Source organism: Arthrobacter sp. E44 (assembly GCF_041877125.1).
GTDB lineage: Bacteria > Actinomycetota > Actinomycetes > Actinomycetales > Micrococcaceae > Arthrobacter.
In genome coordinates, this window is record NZ_JBHDJA010000010.1 from 141,957 (window position 1) to 161,990 (window position 20,034).

Annotated in this window: 21 protein-coding genes; 15 read left to right on the forward strand and 6 right to left on the reverse strand. The window is 66.4% G+C overall.

Annotated features, from left to right (window positions below):
• Positions 1 to 29 precede the first annotated feature (29 nt).
• From ACETK3_RS11195 to ACETK3_RS11210, 4 genes are all read left to right on the forward strand, one after another.
• The gene (locus ACETK3_RS11195; RefSeq protein WP_237429219.1) at positions 30 to 1,487 is read left to right on the forward strand and encodes a DUF3375 family protein; all 1,458 of its coding nucleotides are present in this window, start codon (positions 30 to 32) and stop codon (positions 1,485 to 1,487) included.
• The gene (locus ACETK3_RS11200; protein ID WP_236800204.1) at positions 1,480 to 2,298 is read left to right on the forward strand and encodes a DUF4194 domain-containing protein; all 819 of its coding nucleotides are present in this window, start codon (positions 1,480 to 1,482) and stop codon (positions 2,296 to 2,298) included. Before ACETK3_RS11195 ends, ACETK3_RS11200 begins: the two co-directional genes overlap by 8 nt.
• Positions 2,295 to 5,774, forward strand: coding sequence for an ATP-binding protein (locus tag ACETK3_RS11205; RefSeq protein WP_237429218.1), 3,480 nt, complete (start codon positions 2,295 to 2,297; stop codon positions 5,772 to 5,774). Before ACETK3_RS11200 ends, ACETK3_RS11205 begins: the two co-directional genes overlap by 4 nt.
• A gap of 124 nt (positions 5,775 to 5,898) precedes the next feature.
• Complete coding sequence (locus ACETK3_RS11210) at positions 5,899 to 6,582, forward strand: hypothetical protein (RefSeq protein WP_237429217.1); 684 nt, start codon at positions 5,899 to 5,901, stop codon at positions 6,580 to 6,582.
• Between the two features lie 76 nt (positions 6,583 to 6,658).
• On the opposite strand, the gene ACETK3_RS11215 is transcribed toward ACETK3_RS11210, so the two are convergent.
• The gene (locus ACETK3_RS11215; protein ID WP_237429216.1) at positions 6,659 to 7,153 is read right to left on the reverse strand and encodes an FBP domain-containing protein; all 495 of its coding nucleotides are present in this window, start codon (positions 7,151 to 7,153) and stop codon (positions 6,659 to 6,661) included.
• Positions 7,154 to 7,509: 356 nt separating this feature from the next.
• On the opposite strand from ACETK3_RS11215, the gene ACETK3_RS11220 reads away from it, so the two are divergent.
• The 6 genes from ACETK3_RS11220 to ACETK3_RS11245 all read left to right on the forward strand — a co-directional run bounded on the left by ACETK3_RS11220 (position 7,510) and on the right by ACETK3_RS11245 (position 13,801).
• Entirely contained in the window at positions 7,510 to 8,598 is a 1,089-nt protein-coding gene (locus tag ACETK3_RS11220; protein WP_306971143.1) for an iron-siderophore ABC transporter substrate-binding protein, read from the forward strand.
• A 10-nt stretch (positions 8,599 to 8,608) separates the two neighbouring features.
• Positions 8,609 to 9,691: a FecCD family ABC transporter permease gene (locus ACETK3_RS11225; RefSeq protein WP_373992885.1), complete on the forward strand. Its 1,083-nt coding sequence runs from the start codon at positions 8,609 to 8,611 to the stop codon at positions 9,689 to 9,691.
• 20 nt (positions 9,692 to 9,711) lie between these two features.
• A complete protein-coding gene (locus tag ACETK3_RS11230) occupies positions 9,712 to 10,785 on the forward strand; it encodes an iron chelate uptake ABC transporter family permease subunit (protein WP_306971161.1) in 1,074 nt (357 codons plus the stop codon).
• A 1-nt stretch (position 10,786) separates the two neighbouring features.
• A complete protein-coding gene (locus ACETK3_RS11235; RefSeq protein WP_306971141.1) occupies positions 10,787 to 11,602 on the forward strand; it encodes an ABC transporter ATP-binding protein in 816 nt (271 codons plus the stop codon).
• Positions 11,603 to 11,661: 59 nt separating this feature from the next.
• Positions 11,662 to 12,669 (forward strand): siderophore-interacting protein, encoded by a 1,008-nt coding sequence (locus ACETK3_RS11240; RefSeq protein ID WP_306971160.1) that lies wholly within the window; start codon positions 11,662 to 11,664, stop codon positions 12,667 to 12,669.
• Positions 12,670 to 12,958: 289 nt separating this feature from the next.
• Positions 12,959 to 13,801 (forward strand): SGNH/GDSL hydrolase family protein, encoded by an 843-nt coding sequence (locus tag ACETK3_RS11245; RefSeq protein ID WP_373992886.1) that lies wholly within the window; start codon positions 12,959 to 12,961, stop codon positions 13,799 to 13,801.
• Here the strand turns inward: ACETK3_RS11245 and ACETK3_RS11250 are convergent.
• Entirely contained in the window at positions 13,798 to 14,103 is a 306-nt protein-coding gene (locus tag ACETK3_RS11250) for a YciI family protein (RefSeq protein WP_236800196.1), read from the reverse strand. The genes ACETK3_RS11245 and ACETK3_RS11250 overlap by 4 nt on opposite strands.
• A gap of 59 nt (positions 14,104 to 14,162) precedes the next feature.
• Here ACETK3_RS11250 and ACETK3_RS11255 point away from each other — a divergent pair, with 59 nt between their 5' ends.
• Together ACETK3_RS11255 and ACETK3_RS11260 are read left to right on the forward strand one after the other, a co-directional pair.
• Positions 14,163 to 14,648, forward strand: coding sequence for a MarR family winged helix-turn-helix transcriptional regulator (locus ACETK3_RS11255; RefSeq protein WP_236800195.1), 486 nt, complete (start codon positions 14,163 to 14,165; stop codon positions 14,646 to 14,648).
• A gap of 56 nt (positions 14,649 to 14,704) precedes the next feature.
• On the forward strand, positions 14,705 to 15,466 hold the full coding sequence (locus ACETK3_RS11260; protein ID WP_236800194.1) for an SGNH/GDSL hydrolase family protein: 762 nt from the start codon (positions 14,705 to 14,707) through the stop codon (positions 15,464 to 15,466).
• A gap of 30 nt (positions 15,467 to 15,496) precedes the next feature.
• On the opposite strand, the gene ACETK3_RS11265 is transcribed toward ACETK3_RS11260, so the two are convergent.
• From ACETK3_RS11265 to ACETK3_RS11275, 3 genes are read right to left on the reverse strand one after another with little or no spacing between them, the layout of a single operon-like run.
• Positions 15,497 to 16,252 carry an FAD:protein FMN transferase gene (locus tag ACETK3_RS11265; protein ID WP_373992887.1) on the reverse strand — a complete coding sequence of 252 codons (756 nt, stop codon included), beginning with the start codon at positions 16,250 to 16,252 and terminating at the stop codon, positions 15,497 to 15,499.
• Between the two features lie 46 nt (positions 16,253 to 16,298).
• On the reverse strand, positions 16,299 to 16,886 hold the full coding sequence (locus tag ACETK3_RS11270) for an FMN-binding protein (protein ID WP_373992888.1): 588 nt from the start codon (positions 16,884 to 16,886) through the stop codon (positions 16,299 to 16,301).
• A complete protein-coding gene (locus ACETK3_RS11275; protein WP_373992889.1) occupies positions 16,883 to 18,352 on the reverse strand; it encodes a ferric reductase-like transmembrane domain-containing protein in 1,470 nt (489 codons plus the stop codon). Before ACETK3_RS11275 ends, ACETK3_RS11270 begins: the two co-directional genes overlap by 4 nt.
• Before the next feature lie 314 nt (positions 18,353 to 18,666).
• Between ACETK3_RS11275 and rpmB the strand changes: the two genes are divergently transcribed.
• The 3 genes from rpmB to rpsN are packed head-to-tail and all read left to right on the forward strand — an operon-like array spanning position 18,667 to position 19,378.
• A complete protein-coding gene (gene rpmB, locus ACETK3_RS11280; protein WP_003798559.1) occupies positions 18,667 to 18,903 on the forward strand; it encodes a 50S ribosomal protein L28 in 237 nt (78 codons plus the stop codon).
• On the forward strand, positions 18,903 to 19,070 hold the full coding sequence (gene rpmG, locus ACETK3_RS11285) for a 50S ribosomal protein L33 (RefSeq protein WP_013602737.1): 168 nt from the start codon (positions 18,903 to 18,905) through the stop codon (positions 19,068 to 19,070). The genes rpmB and rpmG overlap by 1 nt, the downstream gene beginning before the upstream one ends.
• A 2-nt stretch (positions 19,071 to 19,072) precedes the next feature.
• Complete coding sequence (gene rpsN, locus ACETK3_RS11290; RefSeq protein WP_009358853.1) at positions 19,073 to 19,378, forward strand: 30S ribosomal protein S14; 306 nt, start codon at positions 19,073 to 19,075, stop codon at positions 19,376 to 19,378.
• A gap of 283 nt (positions 19,379 to 19,661) precedes the next feature.
• Here rpsN and ACETK3_RS11295 read toward each other — a convergent pair.
• The coding region (locus ACETK3_RS11295; RefSeq protein WP_373992890.1) for a hypothetical protein at positions 19,662 to 20,034 on the reverse strand (373 nt) is incomplete at its 5' end.

Genomic DNA, 20,034 nt, shown 5'->3' on the forward strand with positions numbered 1-20,034 from the left:
ACTACCAGCCAACAGCCCAAGGAGAGTGTGTGCCCCGCTCCGCCAGGTCATCTGCTGACGCCATCAGCGCCCGGCTCCGGGACCTCGAACTCCTCACAAAGGGACCTGCCTGGGCCCTGACGCGCTCGGCCCCGTGGGTGATCGCGGTACTGCAGGCTTCCTTCACCCGCACACGTCCGCAGGTGCCGCTCGAGGAATTCCATGCCGACGTCGACACCTTCCTTGAGGAGCTCCGGCGCCAGGATCCCGGCCTGGGAGGAGGTGCCAATGGCAAGGCTTTTGGCGATGAGTGGACCCGGCGGCAGTTCCTGACGCGCCGGAACCAGTCCGGCCAGATCGTTTACGAGGCCACCGAGCCTGCCGCCCGTGTGCTCGCCTTCCTCGACAGCCTCTCCAGTGAACGGTCCACTTTGAACGGTTCCCGCCTGGGCACCCTGCTGGGGGACGTGGAAAAGCTCGCCAACGAAACCAACCCGGACCAAAGCGCCCGCCTCGAAGCCTTGGAAGAGGAGATCGAAGAGCGGCAGCAGCTGATCCAGGACATCAGCACCGGCGAGTTCGACGGCCTGCTCGACGACGACGAAGCCCTGGAAGCCGCCGGGAACATTCTGGACCTCGCTGCCAGCCTGCCGGCGGACTACAAGAAGATGCGCGACCGGATCGAGGAACTGGTGGGCGAGCTCCGCAACCAGATCATCGAGGAGTCATTGACCAAGGGCGCCACCATGGCCCAGGTCCTTGAAGCCGACAAGCGGCTGCGCCAGAGCCCCGAGGGCAGGACGTTCCGGTCCTTCACCGCGTTCCTAGAGGACCCGCAGCAGCAGCTTCGCTTCCGCTCCGCAATCGGCGAGGTCCTGAGCCGGCAGTTCGCGGACGACCTCTCACCCGAGGACCGGGAGACCCTGAAGAGCCTGGTGGCCGAGCTCCGCCAGCAGCATAGCCAGATCCAGCGCATCTACGGCAAGCTCAGCGAAAGCCTCAACACGTACGTGCAGAGCGACGACTTCCGCCAGTCGGTCCGGCTGCGGCAGGTCCTGCGCGAAGCCGAGCAGGCCATCCGCTCCCTCCCGTACGAGCGGGAACGCCCCGGCCTTGTTCCGGGGCCGGTCCTGTACAACGCCGGGTTCGAGTCCCTGTCCATGGTCAAGCTCTTCGACCCGGACGAGTTTGCGGCGCCGCCCCGCCTGGCGGACCCCATCGCCTTCACCGACTCGGACCGGGTGCGCTCGCCGCGGACGGGCAAGGCCAAACCGGCGGTGGTCCGGGCGGCCATGGCAGGAGCTGCCACGCTCGCCGATGCCTGGCAGCAGCTGCCGCCCGGGGAGCAGCACATCAATTCCATCCGGGCCCTGTTGTCCGAAGCCCTGCACGCCGGGGCTGACTTTGACCGCGGCGCCTGGGACGGCCTGGACTTCGAACAGATAGACGGCTCCACCCGCAGGGCCTACCTGCCGGTGGTCACGCTCGCAAAGGATTCAGATGACTGAGGTTTCACACGACAACGGGCTCGATGAGGCGGAGGACATCCAGCCAGACGCCGAGCAGGTGCCGGCGGCCGAGCGCCCGTTTACCGTTTCCCCGCGCGACACCTTCGTCGACGGCGCTGCGCTGTTCCCCGGCGACACCGGCGTCCTGTCCATGAAGGTGCGCCAGGCCCTGGTGAAGCTGCTCAAGGGACCGTACATCGACGGCGGCCGGGACGAGAAGCTGTGGACGGTGCTCCTGGACAACCAGGTGATCCTGCGCAGCCGCCTCTCCGAGCTGTTCCTGACCCTGCAGCTGGACCACGAGCGGAAAATCGCGGTTCTTCGCCCCGTTGATCCGGAGGTGATCGGCGGCAGCACCCGGTCCAGCATCCTGCGCCAGCAGCGCGCCCTGAGCCGGGTGGAAACCATCGTGCTGCTCCGCCTGCGCCTGCTGCTGGACCGGCACGTCACCGCCCAGACAGACCCCACGATCACCCGCGAGGAAATCACGGACCTTGTGGCGCACTACCAGCCCGCCGGTCAGCAGGACGCCCTCCGCGACTCCGACGTGGTGACCCGCGCCATCACCAAGCTCCTGGCCCGCCAACTCCTGCTCCCCACGGGCCTGGACGACGTGTACACCATCTCGAACGCCCTGCCCCTGGCCTTGCCGTTCGAAAACATCGGCGACATCCCGGCCCATATCGAAGCCCTGGTAGCCGCCTCGGCCGACCCCACTGGCACAGAAGCGATGCTCGACCTTGAGCCAGATCCTGCGGTTGAGCCTGCCGAAACCGGGGACGACAACGACGACACGGAGGACGCCAAGTGAGCATCGCGAGCATGCTTCCGTTGGGGGATGTCACGAACCCCGGCCAGATGCGCCTTGCGTTGGTGCAGGTGGTCAACTGGGGGACGTTCCATGGGGCCCACACGATGCACGTGGACCGGAACGGGACGCTGCTGACGGGTAATTCGGGCGTGGGTAAGTCCACGCTGTTCGATGCGATGCTGCGGGTTTTCGATGCGCGGCCGCGGTCGAATGAGGCGGCAGCGCAGCGGTCGGGCGGTGCCGTGGAGGACAAGCGGACCACGTTCACGTACATGCGCGGCAAGGTGGGCGACAAGGCCGTGGGCGAGGGGTCGGCGAGTGCCTTCCAGCGCCCCGGTGCCACATGGTCCGCCGTCGCGCTGACGTTCGATAACGCTGCCGGCACGCGGGTGACGGTGTCGGCGCTGTTCGACCTGCCCAAGAACGGCACGGAATCGAGCGTGGGCCGGTTCTACCTGGTGGACAACGTGCCCCTGGACCTGGAGGCGCTGGAGGGCATCGCCGACAAGCGGTTCACCAAGGGTGCGCTGGAGGCGATCTTCCCGCACGCCCAGGTTTTCGACGTGCACAAGGCGTTCGCAGAGCGGTTCCGCCGGCTGCTGGGCATCAACTCGGACCAGGCCCTGCCCCTCCTGCGCGTGATCCAGGCCGGCAAGGGCTTGGGCGGCAGCGTCAACACGTTCTTCCGCGACCAGGTCCTGGACGCGCCCGCAACATTGGCCGCCGCGGATGATGTGGTGGAGGAGTTCAGCAACCTGATGTCCATCCGCCAGCGGCTGGAGGACGTCCGGCAGCAGCGCGACCAGCTGGCGCCGGTGCCGGGGCTGAACCGGGAGTACGCGCAGTCGCTGCTGGACGCGAACCGGCTTCGGGAGCTGGTGGGCGAGGAATTCGAGGCCTACAGGCAGCAGCTCGCCGTCACGGTCCACCAGAAGACCCTGCTCCGCTTCCGCGAGCTCGCCCAGGCGAAAGCCAAGGAACTGGGCGCCGAGCGTACGGTCCGGGACGGACTGGCCAAGGAACTGCGGCAGCTGGAAACCGACTACAACAACCAGGGCGGCAACGCGATCTCGGCGATCGAGCAGTCGCTGGAGAACGCCCGGGTGGGGCTGAAGCTCCGCCAACAGGTGGAGGAGGCGGCCCAGCAGGCACTGGCCGACGCCGGGCTGCAGCTTGAGTGGAGCGCATCCGGCTGGGAGCAGGCCCACGAGCAGGCGGCCGCCCGGTCCGCCGAGCTGAAGGATGATTCGCAGGCCCTGCAGGAACTGCGGTTTGAGGCGTTCGATGCGCACGCCGGCCGGAAACGTGAGCTGGCGGCAGCCGAGCAGGAGCTCGTCTCGCTGAAGACGCGCAAGTCCCTGCTGCCGCCGTCGAGCATTGAAAACCGCGCCGCCATTGCCGCCGCAACAGGCATCCCCGAGGACCGCATGCCGTTCGCCGGCGAGCTCATGGACCTCGCTGAAGGTGAGGAACGGTGGCGCCCCGCGGCCGAGCGCGCGCTCCGCAGCCTGGCCACCACCCTGCTGGTGCCGGGTGAGCACTTCGGCGCCGTGACCCGCTACCTCAACGACCACAATGTGCGCGGCGCCTTGCGTGCAGTGGATGTCTCCAAGCCGCTCGCCGGCGGCGCGCTGGCCGTGGAGGACGCGCGCGACGGCGACCTGCTCAACAAGCTGGACATCCTCGCCTCGGGCACGGCTGCCGAAGCCGGCGAATGGGTGCGCGAACGCATCGCGCTGGACTTCGCTTTCCCCTGCGTGGAGGACCCCGACGAGCTGGCGGCGCTGGACAAGGGCCTGAGCCTGGGCGGGGTGGTCAAGCGCAACCGGCACACGGTGGAGAAGGACGACCGCTTCACCAGCCGCCAGGACTACGTCCTCGGCTTCGACAACGCCGCCAAGCTGGAACTCGTGGCAGCCCAGGTGGAGGACCTTCGGCAGGAAGTGGCCAAGGCCGCCGAGCTGGCGCAGAGCCGCGAGGACTCACACCAGGGCATGAGCCGGCAGCTCGATGCGCTGCGACGGATCGCCGAAGACGACCGCCCCTGGGAACAGGTCTCCGCTGCGGTTGCGGCCGACGAGCTCGCCCGGATCGAGCAGCGGCTCAAGGACGCCCTCGCCGCGCAGGCGGACCTGGAGCCACTCCGCGCCACCATCGAGGAGGTCCGGCAGAAGCACCAGTCCAGCACCGAGTCCGCTGCTGTGCTGCAGAGCGAATACAAGGCACTCGACCGCCAGCTGACGGCTGCGGACACCCTGCTGGAAGCTGCACGCGACCGCCTTGCCCAGGCGCCGCCGTCGGACGCCACCGTCAAGGCCCTGGAACCGTACTTCGCGGAATTCGGCGACGTCACCGAGATGCACGAGCTGGACAACCTGGCCAACCGGGTCCGGACCGCCCTGCTGGGTGAGCTGCACACCGCGGAGTCCCGCGGACAGGCGACGGCCGAGCGGCTCACCCGCATTTTCGAAGGCTTCGTGCGCGAGTGGGGCAGTGCCATTTCGGCGGACCATGGCACCAGCATCGGCGCCGCCAGCGAATTCGAGGCCCGTTACCACGCGATCGTGAACGACGGGCTGCCCGCGCAGGAGGCGGAGTTCCGGCAGTTCTTCAACCAGCGCACGCACGAGTCCTTCAGCACCCTGCTGCACCTGCTGGACGAGGAACGCCGCTCCATCACCAGCCGCATCCTGCCCCTGAACGGCATCCTGTCGCAGGTGAACTTCCACGAGGGCAGCTACCTGGAACTGGACATCAAGCAGACGCTGCCGCCCACGGCCAAGCAGTTCAAGGACGCCATCCAGAACGCCTTGAAGGCGCGTCATACCCGCCCTGCAAAGTCGGAAGCTGGCCGTGCAGAGGGTTCCGGCCCGGAGAGGGACGACGACGGCGAGCTCACCGCCCGCTACAAGACCCTGGAAACCCTGGTCAAGAGGCTCGGCTCGCAGGCGCCCGAGGACCGTCGGTGGCGCGCCGAGGTGCTCGATGTCCGCGGGCACCTGTTCATCCAGTGCAAGGAGCACCGGGAGGTCACCGGCCCGGCCGCCGGAAAGAAGGGCGGCGTCAGGAAGACCGAGGTGTTCATGCACGCCGACACAGGATCCATGTCCGGCGGCGAGCGGCAGCGGTTTACGGCCTTCATCATGGCCGCGGCCCTCAGCTACCAGCTGGGCATCGCGGAGCAGGGCTTCACCACCTACGGCACGGTGATGATGGACGAGGCGTTCGTCCTCGCCTCGGAGGAGTTCGCAGGCGCCGGGATCAAGGCCCTGCACGAATTCGGGTTCCAGCTGCTGCTGGCTGCGCCTGAAAACGTGATCGACCTGTCCCGGCACCTGGGCTCGGTCACGGAGATCCTCCGCGACCGCCGCACCAACCGCTCGGGCATCCTCACCGCGCCGGTGATCCGGCCCCGTCCGGGGGAGGAAGGGGCCTGGCGGTCCGAGGCGAACCCGGTGGACATCGTCCTGCGTTAGCTGCTGCCGGCGCCCGTACTTTATAACAAATCAATGGATATTATCGTTCGGGTGCTGTTGAACGGTGCTGTCCTGGTGCCATCCTGTGGGCGTTAACCACTTGCCTTCATGAAAGGCAGCGCAAATGCGCCCAGCACATCGCGCCTCCACCTTCATGGCGCTCGCCGCGGCTGGGGCCCTCGGCCTCACGGGCTGTGCGGACGGCACGGCCGGCGGCGGAGGTGCCTCGACGGGGTCTGCCGCCGGGACGAGTGCAGCAGGTCCGCCTGCATCAATCATTCCCGCCGCCACCTCGTCTCCCGCTCCCGCCGGGCCGGTGATCTTCACATTCGCAGACGGCCGCCTGTCCTTTGCGCGGCCGGAGGGCTGGGACGTGAAGCATGAACAGGTATCGGCGTCCCCGGCAGTGGAAATCGCGACGGTCTCCGATGCCGGCGGCAAGGAGCAGGTGGCCATCTACTACAGCCAGGTGGGTGACGTCACGGCCGGCAACGTCTCCAGGTTCGTACTCGATACTGACCCGGTGCCGGGGTTGATCGGGGCTGCTGTTCCCACGCCCAGTTCATCGTTCTTTGTTGATCACGCTTTCGGCACTGCCACTTACCACATGGGGCTAACGGCGGGACCGCCGGTGTCGCCGGACGGCAAGGTGCAATATGGCCTCGTGATGCTCGGCGACCGCATCCTGACCGCAGATGTGTTGTTCGCCGGTGCCCCGTTCCCTGACGATGAGGCGGCAAAAGCCTGGTACTGGAGCGGCGAAGGCCAAATGCTGAAGGCCCTGCTGATGAGTTTCTCCTACCGGTGAGCGGCAAGCGGGGAAGCCCTCCCCCTCCCAAGCGTGGGGGAGGGCTCCCATATGACTGCCTACTTGCCCGGCACTCCTATTTCGACTGGACGCGGGCCAGGAACTGCGCGGTGCGGTCCTGCAGGCCCCGGATCTGGCGTTCCACGACGACGGCCGGGTCCGGATTGATCTCGTTGGCCGGCGGTTCCTTGCGGACATTGCCGCAGCACAGGAATTCGGCGCAGATCAGCGTTCCCACGGTGTTGCCGTCACGACCCGACTGGCCGGCGCGCTTGGCGACCCAGAGGAGCACATCCTCCTTTGAGAACACGTCGCGGCAGAGCTCGCACAACACGGAGCGCTTCTTCCGGGCCCCTCCTTCAGGCGCCCGGAGCATGATTCCGGTGAGGCCTTTGGGTCCGGGAACCACCAGGTAGCCGCGCAGCGGCATCTTCTCATCGCGCCAGCCCAGGAACTCCAGGCTGTCCCAGGCGAGGGAGTCAAAGTTCTTGGGCAGCGTGAGCTTTGCAGCTTCCGAGCGGCTGGCGTTGACGAAGGATGAGCGGATCTGTTGAGGCGTGACTGATTGCATGGCTGAACTTTCGTAAAGGGTGGGCGGCCCGGAGCCGGGCCAGGGGTAACGGGGGAGTCAGTCAGTCTCCGCGGTGCAGGCCAAAGCGGCCACCCCGCTTTCCACGGCAGCGGCGGTCCAAGTGACCATCTGCGTGCGCATTGTTCCCGTTGTCCTGTTCCTGTTCAGCATCCCGGTGTCTCTGCCGCCGGTCCGGCAAGGACATCCTGCCAGTTCAGTGGCTTCCTGTCCAAGGACCTGCGCTGGTTTGTGCTCTCCATCACCTTCCCTGCATTAGGCAATGAAAGTGTTGCGTAATAGCCATTTAGATAGGTTAGCCTTACTTAAGTTTTCGTCAGCCTGATTCAAGGAGTCCCGTGACCAGCCCCTCATTCCCCGGCCCCGCACCCACCCGCCGGACGCTCTTCTCTTCCGCCGGCAAGGCTGCGGCGGTGTTAGCCGCCGCAGCCTTCACGCTTTCCGCCTGCAGCACGGGGCCAACCTCCTCAGTTGCGGATGCAGGCAACGCAACCAGCAGCACCGCATTCCCGGTCACCATCAAGCACGTCTACGGCGAGACCACCATCGAGAAGCAGCCCACCCGCGTTGCCACTGTCTCCTGGGTGAACGACGACGTCGCCATCGCCCTGGGTGTTGTCCCGGTGGGCGTTCCAAAAAATGACTGGGGCGGCAACTCCCAGGGCTCGACACCCTGGAAGGACGCGGCCCTCGAAAAGCTGGGCGCCGGCTTCGGCTCGGACAAGGCGCCGGTCCAGTACTCGGAGGCCGACGGCATCAACTTCACTGAGATCGCCAAGCTCAGCCCCGACGTCATCCTCGCCGCCTACTCCGGTCTCACCGAAGAGGACTACAAGAAACTCAGCGGGATTGCCCCCGTGGTGGCCCATCCGGACGTGGCCTATGGAACCTCCTGGCAGGACGCAACCACCATTATCGGCAAGGCACTGGGGAAGGACACCGAGGCTGCCAAGCTCGTCGCCGACACCGAGGCCACTGTCAAGGACAAGGTCTCCGAGTTCCCGCAGCTCCAGGGCAAGAGCTTCATTTACGGAAACCTGGAACCCGCCAAGGGTGATGGGGTCAACGTCTACACCGCCAACGACAACCGCCCCCGCTTCCTCACGGAAATCGGCATGACCCTGGCCCCGGTGGTTGCGGACAAGTCCCAGGGCTCCAAGGAGTTCTACATTCCGTGGTCGGCTGAGAAGGCGAACGAACTCAAGTCGGACATCTTCGTCACCTGGGTTCCCGACGCGTCCACCGCGGACGCCATCAAGGCTGACCCGCTGCTCGGCCAGATTCCGGCCATCAAAAATGGCGCCCTGGTGGCCGATTCGGACAACACCCTCACCCTGTCCATTTCGGCTTCATCGCCGCTGAGCCTGCCCTGGTCGCTGGATACATTCCTGCCACGGCTGGCCGCCGCCGCAGATGCCGTGAAGTAGGGGAATTCCCATGAGTACGACGACGGCGCGCCCCGCAGGAGGCACAGGCACGCATGTGCCTGGCAAGGCAGCCGGCGCCACCCTCCGCGGTGATCTTTCGAGAGGGAAGCGGACTGCCTGGCTGGGTGCCGCCGTCGTCGTGCTGGTGCTGCTGGCCGGCACATCGCTGGCCGTGGGTGCCCGTGACGTTCCGCTCGGCAGCGTATGGCGTGCCCTCACCGCATTCGACCCCGCCAATGGTGACCATGCCGTGGTCCACGCCCGCATTCCGCGGACTGTCCTGGGCCTGCTGGCCGGCGGCGCGCTGGGCCTGGCCGGGGCCGCGATGCAGGGCGTTGCCCGCAATCCGCTGGCCGACCCCGGCATCATCGGCGTCAACGCCGGCGCCGCCCTGGCAGTGGTCACCGGCATCTACCTCTTTGGTGTCACCACCTTCTCCGGCTACATCTGGTTCGCCTTTCTCGGGGCCTCCGCAGCCGCCGTCGTGGTGTACCTCATCGCCTCGCTGGGGAGGGACGGTGCCACACCCGTGAAACTCGCGTTGGCGGGTGCGGCACTCAGCGCCGGGCTGTCCTCGCTCATGAACGTCATCCTGGTCTCCAGCCAGGACACCCTGGACAGGTTCCGCTTCTGGCAAGTGGGGGGCATCGCGGGCCGGGACTGGTCCGTTCTCCTGCCTTGCCTGCCTTTCCTGGCCGCCGGTGCGCTCATCGTGCTGCTGGCCGGGCGCAGCCTCAACAGCCTGGCCCTGGGGGACGATGTGGCCCGCGGACTGGGGCAGCGGGTTGGCCTGTCCCGTGCCGTGACCGCCCTGGGAATCGTCCTGCTGTGCGGCACGGCAACAGCGCTGGCGGGGCCCATCGGGTTCGTGGGCCTGGTGGTGCCCCACGCGGTACGGTTCCTCACCGGCCCCGATTACCGCTGGATCCTGCCCTTCTCCCTGGTCGCCGCCCCCGTGCTGCTCCTGGGCGCGGACATCATCGGCCGGGTGGCGCTGCTGCCCGGCGAAGTCCCGGCGGGCATCATGACCGCCCTGGTCGGTGCCCCGGTGTTCGTGTGGTTGATCCGCCGCGGGAAGGGAGCCGGGCTGTGAGCCTCACCAAACCCCGCGAGATGGCACTTAACGGCAGTCCTGCGCGCAGACATTGGGGTTATCTGCCATCTCGCGGAGGAAACCGGACCGCGATCCTGGCCGCCGGTGTGATGCTGATGTTTTTCGCATCGGTCCTGCTGGGCAGCTACACGGTGACCGTTCCGGATTTCTTCACCATCGTCGCCAACCACCTGACCGGCGGACCGAGGATGCCAGGCGCCAGCTTCATCGTGATGGAGAGCAAGCTGCCCCGGGCCGTGATCGGCACCCTGATCGGGATTGCCTTCGGCCTGGCGGGCGCTCTCTTCCAGACCATGCTGCGCAACCCCCTGGCCAGCCCGGATGTCATCGGCATCAGCTCCGGCGCCAGTGCCGCCGCCGTGGTTGCCATCGTCGTATTCGGGGCAGCCGGCGCCGCGGTGTCCGGGGCGGCGCTGGCGGGGGCCCTGGCCGTTGCTGCCCTGATTCACGCAATCTCGAGCGGCGGGAAGCGCCGCGGAACCGGGCGGGGCAGCGCTGCGGGAAACCGGCTGGTGCTGGCCGGCGTGGGCATCGCCGCTGCCCTGCAGGCTGTGGTCAGCTTCCTGATGACCCGCGCCGACATCCGCACCGCCGCCGACGCCCTCGTATGGCTCAACGGATCCCTGAACTCCGCCAACTGGGAACGCGCAGGCATCCTGATCCTCGCGCTCGCGGCGCTGGTCCCCGCCGTCGCGCTCATCGCCGGGCCGCTGCGAATCCTTGAGCTCGGTGACGACGCCGCTGCGGGCCTCGGCGTCCGGGTGAACACAGCGCGGCTGGTCTTGGTGTTCGTTGCGGTGTCACTGGCAGCAGTGGCGACGGCGGCAGCCGGGCCGGTCTCATTCGTCGCCTTCCTGGCCGGGCCCATCGCCCGCCGCGTGACCGGGAAAGCCAGCCTGCCGGCGTCGGCCCTTGTGGGTGCACTGATTGTCCTGGCCGCGGACTACTTCGCTGCCAACCTGGCGCCCCTGCTGCTGGACGGCACCGTCCTGCCGGTGGGCGTCATTACCGGTGCGCTCGGCGCCCCGTTCCTGCTGTGGCTCCTGGTCACGGCCAACCGAAAGGATGCCTGACGTGGCAGTTCTCGAAGCCCAGGACCTGACCCTCAAATACGACCAGCGCTGCGTCGTGGACGGGCTCAGCGTCCGGATCCCCGAAGGAAAGGTGACCATGATCGTGGGCGCCAACGCCTGCGGAAAATCCACCCTGCTCCGCGGCCTGTCCCGGCTCCTGAAGCCCGCTGCCGGCACGGTGGCCCTGGACGGCAAGGACATCCACACCCGCCCGGCCCGGGAGCTGGCCCGTACCTTGGGCCTCTTGCCCCAGCACTCCACCGCTCCGGACGGCATCACCGTGCGCGACTTGGTGGGCCGGGGCCGCTACCCGCACCAGGGCTTCTTCCGCAGCTGGAGCGAAAAGGACGACGCCGCGGTGCAGCGCGCGCTGGAAGCCACCGGAACGCTGGAGCTTGCCGGGCGCGACGTGGACGAGCTCTCCGGCGGGCAGCGGCAGCGGGCCTGGATCGCGATGGCGCTGGCGCAGGAAACCGAGGTCCTGCTGCTGGACGAGCCCACCACCTACCTCGACCTGGCTCACCAGGTGGAAATCCTGGACCTGGTGACGGACCTGAACCGCACCCGCGGCACCACAGTGGCCATCGTCCTGCACGACCTAAACCTCGCTGCACGGTACGCGGACAACGTCATCGCCATGAAGGACGGTGCGGTAGTGGCCATGGGTTTACCGGCTGAGGTGGTGACCGAAGGCCTGGTCCGTGACGTGTTCGGTTTGGACAGCAGTGTCATCCCCGATCCCGTTTCCGGTACCCCACTCATCATTCCCATTGGCCGCCACCACGCCACAGCCAACGAACTGGAGCTCATCCCGTGAGAACCCGCGAAACCGCAGCAGCCCAGCCAATCGCCGCGCAGCCGGTGTCGGCCCAGCCCATGAGCCTGGCTTTCGAGGTCACGGTCTCCGCCGTCCGGCAGCTCAGCCCCACGTTCCGGAGGATCACGTTCGGCGGCTACTCGTTGCGGGACTTCGGCGTTCATGGGGAGACGCGGGACCTGCGGATCAAGCTCGTGATTCCGTCGCTGGCCGCGGACGGCACACCGCTGCCGCTCCCAGCCTTCCAGACGAGTGATGCCGGCTGGTACCGGAACTGGCTGGCGATGGATCCGGATCTGCGCGGCTCGATGCGCACCTACACCGTCCGGGAAGCCCGGCTGGACGGGGTGTACCCGGAGATCGACGTCGACTTCGTGATGCACGTGGACGGGGACGGGCAGGCCGGGCCGGCCGCGGGTTGGGCATGGAACGCCCAGCCCGGCGACGCACTGACCATCATCGGCCCCAACAACCGGGCCGCGCACTGCATCACGGCGGAAACCTACTCCGGCATCGAGTGGCGCCCGGGCCTGGCCCAGCGCATCCTGCTCGCCGGCGACGAAACAGCCGTCCCGGCCATCTCCGCCATCCTCGAAACCCTCCCGTCATACATGAGCGGCCACGCGTTCCTGGAGGTTCCACAGGCGGGCGACTTCCTGGAACTCAACTCTCCGGCCGCCATCGAGATTACGTGGCTGGCCCGCGGTGCCGCTATCGGCAGGTCCCGGCCGCACGGTCAGCTGCTGCAGGAGGCGGTCCGCAAAGCCGTCCCCGTGCCCGGCTGGGTGGGCGTCAAAGTGGACGACGGCGGCGCAGGGCCCGAGCCCGAAGACGTCAACGTCGATGAAGACATCCTGTGGGAGACACCCGCCCGCCTGGACACCGGGGAGATCAGCGCAACCAGAACCCCGCACCTGCCGGCCGGTGCCCTGCCCTTCTACGCCTGGATCGCGGGTGAAGCCGCCGTCATCAAGGACCTCCGCCGGTACCTTGTCCGGGACGTAGGGATTGACCGGAAGCAGGTGGCGTTCATGGGTTACTGGCGGCAGGGCAAGGCCGAGGGGTAGGTTTCTTCCTCCGGGCTGGCTTCGCCACCGGCGCCGTTTTGCCGTCGCTTAGACACCTCCCGACGCTTCGCTCGGCCGCGGGCGGCCTTGCTCCGCTTTGGTCGGCGATGCGCTCCTACGCAAAACCGCGCCGCTGGCTTGTCGCGCACGGCACCTAAACGCGCGCTCACCTTTGATCACTTTCCCGCCAACGCCTCATCAGATTTTGCTGGTTTTTTCGCGACGCGCGCTCACTTACTGTTCATCCCGGCGTCGTACTTCCTTTTCCTTCCGCCGTTACGTTGGGGCGGTGCCTGAATCCTTGCTTCCTGATTCCGGGCGGCGGGTGTTTGTTGCCCTTGGGGACTCGTTTACCGAAGGGGTGGGGGACCGGGATGAGCGGTTGCCCAACGGGGTGCGGGGCTGGGCCGACCGGGTGGCCGAGAAACTTGCCAAGGCGCAGCCCGGGTGGAGATACGCCAACCTGGCCATCAGGAGCAAGCGCCTGCGGCACATCATCGTTGAGCAGCTGGAACCCGCACTGCGGATGCGGCCCACACTGGTCACCCTGTACGCCGGCGGCAATGACATCCTGGATCTGAAAACGGACATGCCCGCGCTCATGGAGGCGTACGAGCAACTGGTCGCGAAACTCGCCGGCACGGGTGCGGTTCTTGTCCTCTTCACCGGTTTCGACGTCAAGGTGTCCGCGCTGCTGGAGCCGCTGAAGAAGCGCAACACCTACTACAACCAGCGGGTTCGGGAGATTGCGGAGAAATACGGGGCCGTACTGGTGGACTACTGGTGCCTGGACGCGTTCCACGACCGCCGGATGTGGGACTCGGACCGGCTCCACATGTCCAAAGCCGGGCACAAATACCTGGCGGGCCAAGTTCTGGGCCAGTTGGGCGTACCGCACAAGATCAAGCCCAAGGACTGGGAACCGCCGCCCAGGCTGGGGCTGCGCGAATGGGAGCGGCGGCAACGGCGCTGGGTCCACGACTGGGTCCTGCCGCTCTTTGGCCGCAAGCTCCGCGGCGTCACGCTGGGGGACACGCTCACCCCGCGCTGGCCGCAGCCGGTGAAGGTGCCGCGGAAAGGCGGACTGAAGAAGCTGGCCGCAGAAGAATACGACAGCGGGACGGTGCCTTAAGCGGTAGGCGCGGGCGGGGTGTCCAGCAGGATTTCGTACCCGGAGGCCACCCGGCCGGCGTGGAACTCCATCACTTCGAAGTCGGCAACACCGTTGGTGTAAAACGGATCCTGCGCCAGGCTCGCATCGAGGGTTTCCCGTTCGGCCTGCGAGAGGAGCAGCCCTCCGGTCCGGGGGATCTTCCGGCCGGCGGCGATGAACACGCCGTCGTCGAACGCCTTCTGCAGCCAGGCGATGTGGGCGTCGTTGTGGAAGTCGACAATCTCCTGGGGCACGCGGTAGGTGAGGGAGACAACATACATGCGGCAAGCCTACCGGGGCCGGAGCGGCTGGTTGAAGGATCAATCGTAGAATGGGGACCATGACCGAACCCCGCTGGCTGACCGCTGACGAACGCCGTGCCTGGCTGGCACTGGTGAGCATCAACACCCTGCTGCCGGCGGCCCTGGACACCAGGCTGCACGCTGCGGGGAAGCTGTCCCTCTTCGACTACACCGTGCTGGCCATGCTCTCCGAAGCGGAGGACCGGTTCCTGCCCATGAGCGAACTCGCCGCCCGCAGCAGCGCGTCGCTGTCCCGCCTTTCGCACGTGGTCACCAAGCTGCAGAAACGGGGCTGGGTGGAACGCCGTCCGCACCCCTCCGATGCCAGGGTGACCACCGCGCACCTCACCGAGGAAGGCATGGCCACCATCGTGGGGCTGGCCCCAACCCACGTGGAGGACGTCCGGGACCTGTTCCTCGACGCCCTGACTGAGCAGGATGTGCTGGACCTGGCCCGCATCGGCGAAAAAGTGGTGGGCCGGCTGGACACGGACCATTGGATTCTTCGCGAAAAGCCGGCCTGACCCGGGCAGACGCCGGTCGATTGGTTGCTTCCGGCAACGGATGGCAAACTAGCCGCATGGATTTCACTTCCCGGTTCGTGGCACTTGGCGACTCCTTCACGGAGGGTGTTGGTGACGACGATCCCACGCGCCCCAACGGTGTCCGCGGCTGGGCAGACCGCGTAGCTGAACAGCTCTGCGCCGCCGATCCCAACTTCGGTTACGCCAATCTCGCCATCCGGGGTAAGAAACTCCGCCAAATTCTGGCAGAGCAGGTGGACGCCGCCGTCGAACTTAACCCCACCCTGGTGACCATCTACGCCGGTGCCAACGACATCCTGCGTCCCAAAGTGGACATCGACGACCTCCTGGCGGAATACAACGACGCCGTCGGAAAGTTGTCTGCAACCGGCGCCACCGTGGTGATGTTCACCGGATTCGATGCCCGGGGTTCAAAGGTTTTCGGCACCATGCGCGGCCGCACGGCCATCTACAACGAGCTGGTCCGGGGGATCGCGGGGGACCATGGCGCCCTGTTGGTGGATTACTGGCGCTTCAGCGAGTACTACGACTGGGGCATGTGGGGGCACGACCGGATGCACATGTCCGCCGCCGGCCACGGCAACATGGCCAAGCGCGTCCTTGAGGTCCTCAAATACGACCACTCCATCGACGTCCCGCCCATGACGCCCGTCCCGGAGCTGAGCCGTTCCGAAGCCATCCGCGCCAACGCCCAGTGGTTCCGTGAGTATGCAGCGCCGTGGGTGGTCCGCCGCGTCACCGGCAAGTCATCCGGGGACAACCTGCAGCCCAAGTACCCGCAGTTCACCCGGCTGTAGCGGGAATACCGGCCAACCGCCCAACCCGCGTCAGGAGGGCTGAAAGCCCGGCGTGGCCAGCATGGAGCCGTCGGCCCGGATGGCCATCACAGCAACATCCCACCCGACCGCGGCGCGGTTCAGCATGCGCGTCCCGCCGGCGACGATTGCGGTGGCCAGGACATCGGCGGTAACGATGTCCGCGGCTGCCACGGTGACCTGGACGAATTCGCCGCCGTTTCCCACCCGCCAGATGTGCTCGCCGCGTTCGGCAGAGCCGGATGTGGCTATTGCCGCGTGGCGGCTGTTCCCGCCCAGCGGATAACCGGTGATCAGGGTGCGGCGGCGGCGGTCCGCGGGACCCACGACGCCGGCCTTCCACGGCTGCGTTCTTTCGGGATGCGGCGAGCCGCTCACCAGGACGTCGCCGCCGGCGTTGAGGCACCAGTCCCGCCGGCCCAGGGCCAGCAGCGACGTTCCTGCCTCGCGGATGGCATGGCCCTTGACGATCCCGGACAGGTCCAGCACGCCGTCAGGCCTTTCCGGGGTGAAGGCGCCTTCCGTGCGGAGCCGCCATTCATGCGCCTCGGCGTACCGTTCGCGCATCTGCGCCGAGGCCTGCGGAAGCTTCAGGTCACCCCGGGCCAGTTTGCTGGCCTCCGAATCGGGGCGGTACAGGCTGAACGTTTCGTCCAGGTCCCGGAAAAGGCATTCGACGACGGCGGTGGCGGCGCCCAGCTCATCGAACCCCGGCTGCCCTTCCGCGGGGGAGTCCACGGGCATGGTGAGCCCGATGACGGTTCCCATGCACTGAAAAGTGCGCGCCTTCAATGTGCTGGTCGCCGTCCGGGGGTCAGAGGTTTGCTGCATCGATGGCTGCCTGGAGTGAGGTCAGGTACGCGTCGCTGGTGATGGTGGCGCCGCTGACGGTTTGGACATTTGCCGACTGTGCCGCGAGGACCTTGCTGCGAAGCAGGGGAGCCGCGCGGTTGCTGATCTGGATGGACTTGCCGTCGGTATTGGTGAGCTGGAGGGCTGTGACATCCGTGATTTTCCCGTTGGCCACCGTGATCTGGACCTGCACGGGACCGAACCGGGTCTGCACCGTGTTGCCCTTGTAGGTGCCGGCGGCCGAGGAGTTCGAGGACCCGGAGGAGCCGGACGACCCTGAGGTACCTGAGGAGCTGGACGGGCCGGCGGAACCTGCGGAGCTGGACGGGCCGGCGGAACCTGCGGAGCCTGAGGAGCTGGACGAGCCAGCGGACCCAGACCCGGACGTTCCCGTGCCGGACGAACCGGTACCCGTCGACCCCGTGGTGCCTGCCGCCGTCGTACTCGATGCGACGGTGCTGATGCCGCCTGCCTGCGTGCCCGTCTGCCAGCCCGCCAGGAGGATCCCGGCGGAGGCCAGGGCCGCTGCAACTGTTCCGCGTATTTTCACCAGTCAAACCTTTCGTGATGGATCTGTTCCTCGGGGACGCCGGCCTTCCCGGCGTCCGCTATGACGTTGGCCGCCCACACCGCCGGGCCGCAGACGTAGACGTCCGCATCCGCGATGTCCGGCACGTAGGAGGTGAGGCTGTAACCGCTCCGGACGGCGTCCTCGGGAAGCCACGTGGACGTGGTGCGGGAGCGTTGTCCCGTGAGGTGGAAGAGCCGGACGCCGCGGGCCTGGCAGAGGTCGAGGATCTCGCTGCTGAGATACAGCTCCTGGTCTGTATGGCCGCGGAGCAGGACCGTCGCCTCGCCGGGTGCAAAAGGCGTGGTTTCCAGCAATGCCCGCAGGGGCGTGATGCCAATGCCGGCGCCGATCATCACCACCTTGTTCCTGGTCCGGGCAGCTGTGCTGAGCAGGCCGTAAGGGCCCTCCAGTGCCACTCTGGTTCCCTTCCGCAGCCGGAGGAGCTGGGCGGAGCCATTGCCAAGGTTGCGGACCGTCACCCGCAGGGTCCCCTGGCCGTCCGGGCCGTTGAAGACGGGTTCGGCGGACAGGCTGAAGGGGTGGGGATGCCACCACATGCCCGGGGAGAGGAAGCGCCAGATGAAGAAGCGTCCGCCCGTTCCCGCCAGCTGGTCAAGCTTCCGGCCCCGCATCACAATGTTCACCACGCCCGGTGCCACGGGCTCAACGCGGGCCACGGTCAGCTGGTGCCGTGCCGATGCCAGTACCGGCTCCAGGATGCGGAAGTACACCAGGGCCGTACCGGTGTAGATGCAGATGGCAAGCCAGTACCAGCGCTGCCACGTCCCGGCCGCAAAGAGGCCGCCCACACTGAACTGGTGAGGGATCGAGGTGGCAACGGCCGCGTACGTCAACAGGTGGACCACGTACCAGAACTCGTAGGGGAAGCGGCGGCGGACAGCCACCAGCGACGTCACCACGACGGCGATGAACAGCGCCATGGAGACGAAGGCCAGCCACATGTCGGGCACCTGCAACCACAGGTTGATGGACTCGCTGACCGGATCCAGTCCTTCTGCCATGCCATACCCGATGGCCAGCAGCACGCCGTGTGCCAGCAGCAGGTAGAGGGAGGGTTTCCCCAGTTTGCCGTGGAACTCCAGCGCGCGGTCGTGCCCGATGGTGCGGTCAATGAAGGGGATCCTTGCGGCCAGGAGCAGCATGAGCAGGACCAGGTCCATGCCCGCCAGTCCGGCTACGACCCCTGCCGCCGTGAACAAAGAGGCGGGCGACGTGATGTCGGTGGCCCCGCCGTCGGCAAGCCACAGAGCGATTGCGGCGGCAACGGACGCCCAGGCAATGACGGTCAGGAGATCCGTCCGCAGCATGCGCTGGCGGTGTTGCCGGGAGAACCAGCTGCGGGCGGGGCTCTTTGTGGTCGGTGATAGCTCCGGGCGGCCGGAGCTGCTTGCGGCCGGTGATGCCGGCAGGAGCTGCGTGTTCATGCATCCAACATGCTGGGCGAAGCTATGCCGCTGCTGTGAAAAGGGTCAACCGCAAGCTGTGACCTTGGACGGCGGCGGCTCCCTTATACACCCGATTGGTCTTTAATTGCGTCAACTCGTAGACTTGGTAGGCGCTAAGTGCGCGGAGCGTGCGCAATTGCTCCGGTTGCCCGGTAATTTTCTCCAGGGTGGCCGGTAGTTAGGGGCTCAAGTTGCGTAACTAACCGTTGCCCGTACATTCTGTGGGTCGCCCTTAGCAGCATGGTCCAGCAGCAGATATGCGGATCATTACTTTCAATTCTTGAGGAGAAGTCATGGCAGCACACTGCCAAGTGACCGGGGCCGAGCCGGGCTTTGGGCACAGCATTTCGCACTCGCACCGCCGCAACAAGCGTCGGTTCGATCCGAACATTCAGAAGAAGCGCTACTGGGTTCCGTCCCTGCGCCGTAATGTCACGCTGCAGGTTTCTGCAAAGGGCATCAAGACCATCGACGTACGCGGCATCGACGTTGTCGTCGCCGACATTCTGGCTCGCGGGGTGAAGCTCTAGTGGCTAAGGACAAGGACGTACGTCCCATCATCAAGCTCAAGTCGACCGCGGGCACGGGTTACACCTACGTAACCCGCAAGAACCGTCGTAACGATCCTGACCGCATGGTCCTGAAGAAGTACGACCCCAAGATCCGCCAGCACGTCGAATTCCGAGAGGAGCGCTAAACATGGCTAAGAAGTCCAAGATTGCTCGCAACGAGCAGCGCAAGGTCATCGTTGAGCGTTACGCTGCAAAGCGCCTCGAGCTGAAGAAGACCCTGGTTGACGAAAACGCAACCGACGAAGCACGCGAAGCAGCCCGCCTGGGCCTGCAGAAGCTGCCCCGCAACGCGTCCCCGATCCGTCTGCGTAACCGCGACATCATCGACGGCCGCCCCCGTGGCACCTTCCAGAAGTTCGGCATCTCCCGTGTTCGCTTCCGCGACATGGCACACAAGGGCGAACTCCCGGGCATCACCAAGTCATCCTGGTAATCCAGCACCGCTGATACCAGCTGCCTGAGAAGTGCCGGCAACCTTAGGGTTGCCGGCCCTTCTGCGTTTAAGTCCCTCCCCTGCGCGCTGGGAGCGCCACGCGGGCGCTGTGCCGGAGACCACAGACGGGAATCACGACGACGGCAGGCAGCCTGGGCGGCACAATGGCCCGTCCTGCCGCGCAATTCCGGGGTTTTCACCGCTTCCGGACGACGGTTTGCGGTGGGCCCCGACTCCGTGTATTGTTTTCTAAGTCGCCGCGGGGGAGACAGTGAAGAACTGATCACCACGGGCGGCCAAAACCCCCAAAAATCAAAGCCAGACTCTGGTTGCTCTTTAGGGCGCTGGAAACTGGTGGGGAACCGACCTCCACATCGATGAGAATCCTGAAAGACGGATTTGCGTCGGATGCGGGGATCGGGTAAGTTCGAAAAGTTGCTCCGGAGCGATCCTGAACGTTGGTTTGGGTGGTGCCGGGTGTGTCTGTTGTTTGAGAACTCAATAGTGTGCCAAGTTTGTTGATACCGATTATGTAATGTAATGTGATTGGTTGATTGTGCTGTGCCGCCACCCCGTGGTGTGCATGGTGTTTTTGGCTGGTTTCAAATTTTGTGCAGCCGTGGTCGCCGTTATTTCCGGTGGTTGTGGTTGTGTCT

Bases quoted from the DNA above. Each gene is read 5' to 3' on its own strand.
- ACETK3_RS11200 (WP_236800204.1), top strand. From the start codon at position 1,480: ATGACTGAGGTTTCACACGACAACGGGCTCGATGAGGCGGAGGACATC.
- ACETK3_RS11240 (WP_306971160.1), top strand. From the start codon at position 11,662: ATGAGCCTGGCTTTCGAGGTCACGGTCTCCGCCGTCCGGCAGCTCAGC.
- ACETK3_RS11275 (WP_373992889.1), bottom strand. From the start codon at position 18,352: ATGAACACGCAGCTCCTGCCGGCATCACCGGCCGCAAGCAGCTCCGGC.
- ACETK3_RS11265 (WP_373992887.1), bottom strand. From the start codon at position 16,252: ATGGGAACCGTCATCGGGCTCACCATGCCCGTGGACTCCCCCGCGGAA.
- ACETK3_RS11230 (WP_306971161.1), top strand. From the start codon at position 9,712: ATGGCACTTAACGGCAGTCCTGCGCGCAGACATTGGGGTTATCTGCCA.
- rpsN (WP_009358853.1), top strand. From the start codon at position 19,073: ATGGCTAAGAAGTCCAAGATTGCTCGCAACGAGCAGCGCAAGGTCATC.
- ACETK3_RS11260 (WP_236800194.1), top strand. From the start codon at position 14,705: ATGGATTTCACTTCCCGGTTCGTGGCACTTGGCGACTCCTTCACGGAG.
- ACETK3_RS11225 (WP_373992885.1), top strand. From the start codon at position 8,609: ATGAGTACGACGACGGCGCGCCCCGCAGGAGGCACAGGCACGCATGTG.
- rpmB (WP_003798559.1), top strand. From the start codon at position 18,667: ATGGCAGCACACTGCCAAGTGACCGGGGCCGAGCCGGGCTTTGGGCAC.
- ACETK3_RS11210 (WP_237429217.1), top strand. From the start codon at position 5,899: ATGCGCCCAGCACATCGCGCCTCCACCTTCATGGCGCTCGCCGCGGCT.
- ACETK3_RS11215 (WP_237429216.1), bottom strand. From the start codon at position 7,153: ATGCAATCAGTCACGCCTCAACAGATCCGCTCATCCTTCGTCAACGCC.
- ACETK3_RS11255 (WP_236800195.1), top strand. From the start codon at position 14,163: ATGACCGAACCCCGCTGGCTGACCGCTGACGAACGCCGTGCCTGGCTG.
- ACETK3_RS11250 (WP_236800196.1), bottom strand. From the start codon at position 14,103: ATGTATGTTGTCTCCCTCACCTACCGCGTGCCCCAGGAGATTGTCGAC.